Source organism: Roseiarcus sp. (genome assembly GCF_052145395.1).
Lineage (GTDB): Bacteria > Pseudomonadota > Alphaproteobacteria > Rhizobiales > Beijerinckiaceae > Roseiarcus.
In genome coordinates this window covers 1-3,169 of the sequence record NZ_JBKQOT010000663.1, presented here as the reverse complement: position 1 = coordinate 3,169, position 3,169 = coordinate 1, and the positions used below count along the sequence as shown (strand labels likewise).

At 64.5% G+C, this 3,169-nt stretch carries 4 protein-coding genes; all 4 read left to right on the top strand.

The window, feature by feature from the left end:
• Positions 1-507, top strand: a 507-nt coding sequence (gene scpB, locus ACLP25_RS22825; RefSeq protein ID WP_442471427.1) for an SMC-Scp complex subunit ScpB, incomplete at its 5' end; no start/stop codon positions are given.
• A 548-nt stretch (positions 508-1,055) separates the two neighbouring features.
• Positions 1,056-1,832: a hypothetical protein gene (locus ACLP25_RS22820; protein ID WP_442471426.1), complete on the top strand. Its 777-nt coding sequence runs from the start codon at positions 1,056-1,058 to the stop codon at positions 1,830-1,832.
• A gap of 4 nt (positions 1,833-1,836) precedes the next feature.
• Entirely contained in the window at positions 1,837-2,883 is a 1,047-nt protein-coding gene (locus ACLP25_RS22815) for a BREX system ATP-binding domain-containing protein (RefSeq protein WP_442471425.1), read from the top strand.
• On the top strand, positions 2,880-3,169 hold a 290-nt coding region (locus ACLP25_RS22810; RefSeq protein ID WP_442471424.1), incomplete at its 3' end, for a BREX system ATP-binding domain-containing protein. The genes ACLP25_RS22815 and ACLP25_RS22810, both read left to right, overlap by 4 nt.

Below are 3,169 nucleotides of genomic sequence, written 5' to 3'. Positions count from 1 at the left end.
GACGACCTGAAAGAAGACCTGCGCGGGCGGCCAATCGATCTCGTCAGGGCAGGGGAGAGTTTTGCCCTCCATACTCGCCCCGCCCTAGAACCGGCGGTCCGAGTCGCCTTCGACATCCCGGCCGACGCAAAGGAGCTCACCAAGCTGGAGGCCGGGATGCTGATGGCGGTCGCCATGTTCCAGCGGGTGACGCGCGGAGAAATCTCGGAAATGTTTGGGCGCGAAATCTCGCGCGACCTGATCGCTGCGCTGCGCGAGGAATGCCTGATCGCCGCCGGACCCCGCAGCCCGAAACTCGGGGCGCCTTACGCCTACGTCACGACGGAGAAGTTCCTGATCGAGTTCGGGTTCGAGTCGCTGCGCGATCTGCCGGACCTTGAGGCGCTGAAGGACGCGGGGTTGATGCCGGGCGGCGGTCAGCCTGGCGACAGAGACGGGGAAACGGAGGCGGAGGAAGGCGCCGACCGTTCACTGCTACCTCAGGTTTCGCGAGATCACGTATTGTAGAGCACGACCTTGCGAAGGTTGGGTTCGAGGGTTCGAAATCAACGGCTTATGCGAGATGGAACCGTTGACCAAGTTTTGAATCCACCCATAGCTACCGTCATGGCGGGCGGGCGGAAGGGATCGGGCAGCTCTGCGCGCGGGCACTCAGTGCCCGGGTGACCCTCCGCGGGCCGCTTGGCGGTGATGTGAATTCGTCGGAGCTTGCCAGGGCCCACTTAGTCCAGCACACGAGCTCGGTTTTTATTAGCGTGTCAATTCGATGAGGCGTTCGATGCAACGAGGATGTCTCGGGCGCGGTCGACTGGGCGAAGGCCCGGCGTCCCAATCTCGCGCTCAAGCGCGTCAATGTCGATTTTCCGGTATGGGTGATCGAAGCGCTCGACCGCGAGGCGAGCCGCTCGGCGTGACCCGGCAGGCGGTGATGAAGCTCTGGATCGCTGAGTGGCTAGAAAGGGCGACGCGAGCGCGGTCGCGCCCGGACGCCCGCAGAATTAGAGTTGTGTAAGATCGTTGGGCAGCTTACTTGGCTGCAACGCGAGGAGCGCGGGATGGCTTCAGAATTCGAAGATGAGCTGATCTCGTTCGATGCGCGGCTGGAAAAGGCGCAGAAGGCGGCAGAGGGACTGGTCAGCGGGCTTAAGCGGGTGCGCCGCGCTGCAAGGGTCGGACACATGGGCGACATTGCCAGGGGCCTGGGCGCACTCGACGATTGGCTTGCAGACGCCCAAGCGGCGGCGCGCGACCTTTCCGGCGCATGGCGTTTCGATGGGTCGGCCTATATGGCCGACGGCCGCTTTCTCGTGGACCTCCAGGCAGCGGCCGCCGAACAGAGACTGGAGATGTTCGAACGGGACGGACGCATCTATTGCTTTCCGTTGCTTTTGCGCATCGACGCAAACCAGTCCGCCGTGCGCGTCGGCCGGAAGATCGAGCGCCGGGTTCGGCCGAGCGAGCTCGTCCGACTCTTAGCGAAGGCGCAGAAAGCGCCTCAGCGTTTCCGGGAGCCGGCGTTTCTCGACCTCGTCTGGCGCGCCTATCGGCGGCTTGTCGGGCGCGAGTGGAACAGGACCGATCCGGGCCGGGTGGTCGCGCTGAATGAAATTCACGACACCCTTACGCTGCTGCCGGGCGCCGACTATCCGCAAGAGGAATTCGCCCGCGACCTCTTGCTTCTGGACCGCCAACCGGATCTCCGCACACGCAGCGGAGAGCGTTTCGAGTTCCCCCGCGGGACCACCACAAAGGGCGTCAAGCCGTTGATCGTCTACGACGAAAAGGGAGCCGAGCGGGTCTATTACGGCATCCGGTTCGTGCCGGGAGCGTGAAAAAATGTCCGTCAACGCGATATCGCTGAACGCACCAGCAACGCCATCGATCTTGTCCCGCGCGGGCGAGGGCGAAATCGGGGTCACGGCGGAAGCGTGGCTCGAGCTCATCGACCGCGAATATCTCCGCGAATTCGTGTCCGGCGGCGGCAGCGCGGTGAAGTTTGTCGAAGCCGGCGCCGGACAGCTCGACGAGATCCAGGCGCGGCTGGCTGCACTTGCGGAGCAACACGGACTGGCGTCCTGCCGGATCGATGCGTCCCGAACCAAGATCCACATGATCCAGGACGTCTTCTTCGCCGTCTCGCGGAGCCTCGACTGGCCGGCGATGGCCCAGGGCTTCGTTGAGGCTCTGGTGACCAAGCAGAGCTATGGGTGGCCGCGCGTGGGCGGCAGCGTCACGTTCCAGGATGTGGCGGTCTACAATGAGATCGATGTCCGGTTGTTCCGCCGCGATCTGAACCGCTGGCTGACGGATGATATCATGCGCGACCGTTCGATGAGCCAGGACTTTCGGATCGCCATGGCGACGCTGTCCCGGACACGGCTCGAGCCCGACGAGACGGACGTCGGCGTCACCGCCCCGGTGCTCGAATGGCTGCGCGGTGAGTTGCGGGCCATCGGCACCCTCCGCGAGACCTACATTACGGCCAAAATCACCCGGCACAATGGACGCGCGATGCTGCGTTCGCTGTGCCGGTGGCTCAGGCTTTGCGGGCGCAAGGGGATTTGCGTCATGCTCGACATCCGCCAGGTCCTTCGGACCGGGACCGCTCTCGCCGAGGGCCTGCGGTACACGCCGGCCGCGGTGATCGACGCCTTCGAGGTGTTGCGCCAGCTCATCGACGACGCCGAGACATTCGAGGGCCTGCTGGTTGTCGTGCTGGCGGACGAGGCTCTGACCGGTCTTGACCCCAAGCGATCGCTCAACGCCTATGACGCGCTGAAGATGCGGGTATGGGACGACGTCCGCGCAACGGGCAGGGACAATCCGCTCGCGACCCTCGTCCGGTTGCATTCTGGCGCACATGAGACGATCGACGCCTCATGACGAGCTGCCATGCGCCGATAGAAATGCGCGGAGCGATCGAAGCGCTGCGGGCTGGGGTTCCCAACCGGGCGGCCATTCGCCTGCTGGGGGAACGCGATGGGGCTCTGGTCAAGCCCTTTCTGGATTCACTTGAGCGCTGCGCTCAGAGTCTCGACGATGGCCGCCAGGTCGAGGGAACGCTCGTCTGGGGCGGTTTCGGCGCGGGGAAGTCGCATTTGCTCGGGGCAATGCGCGAGCTTGCGCTGGAACGGAATTTCGTCGTCAGCCTCGTGCCGGTCAGCAAGGA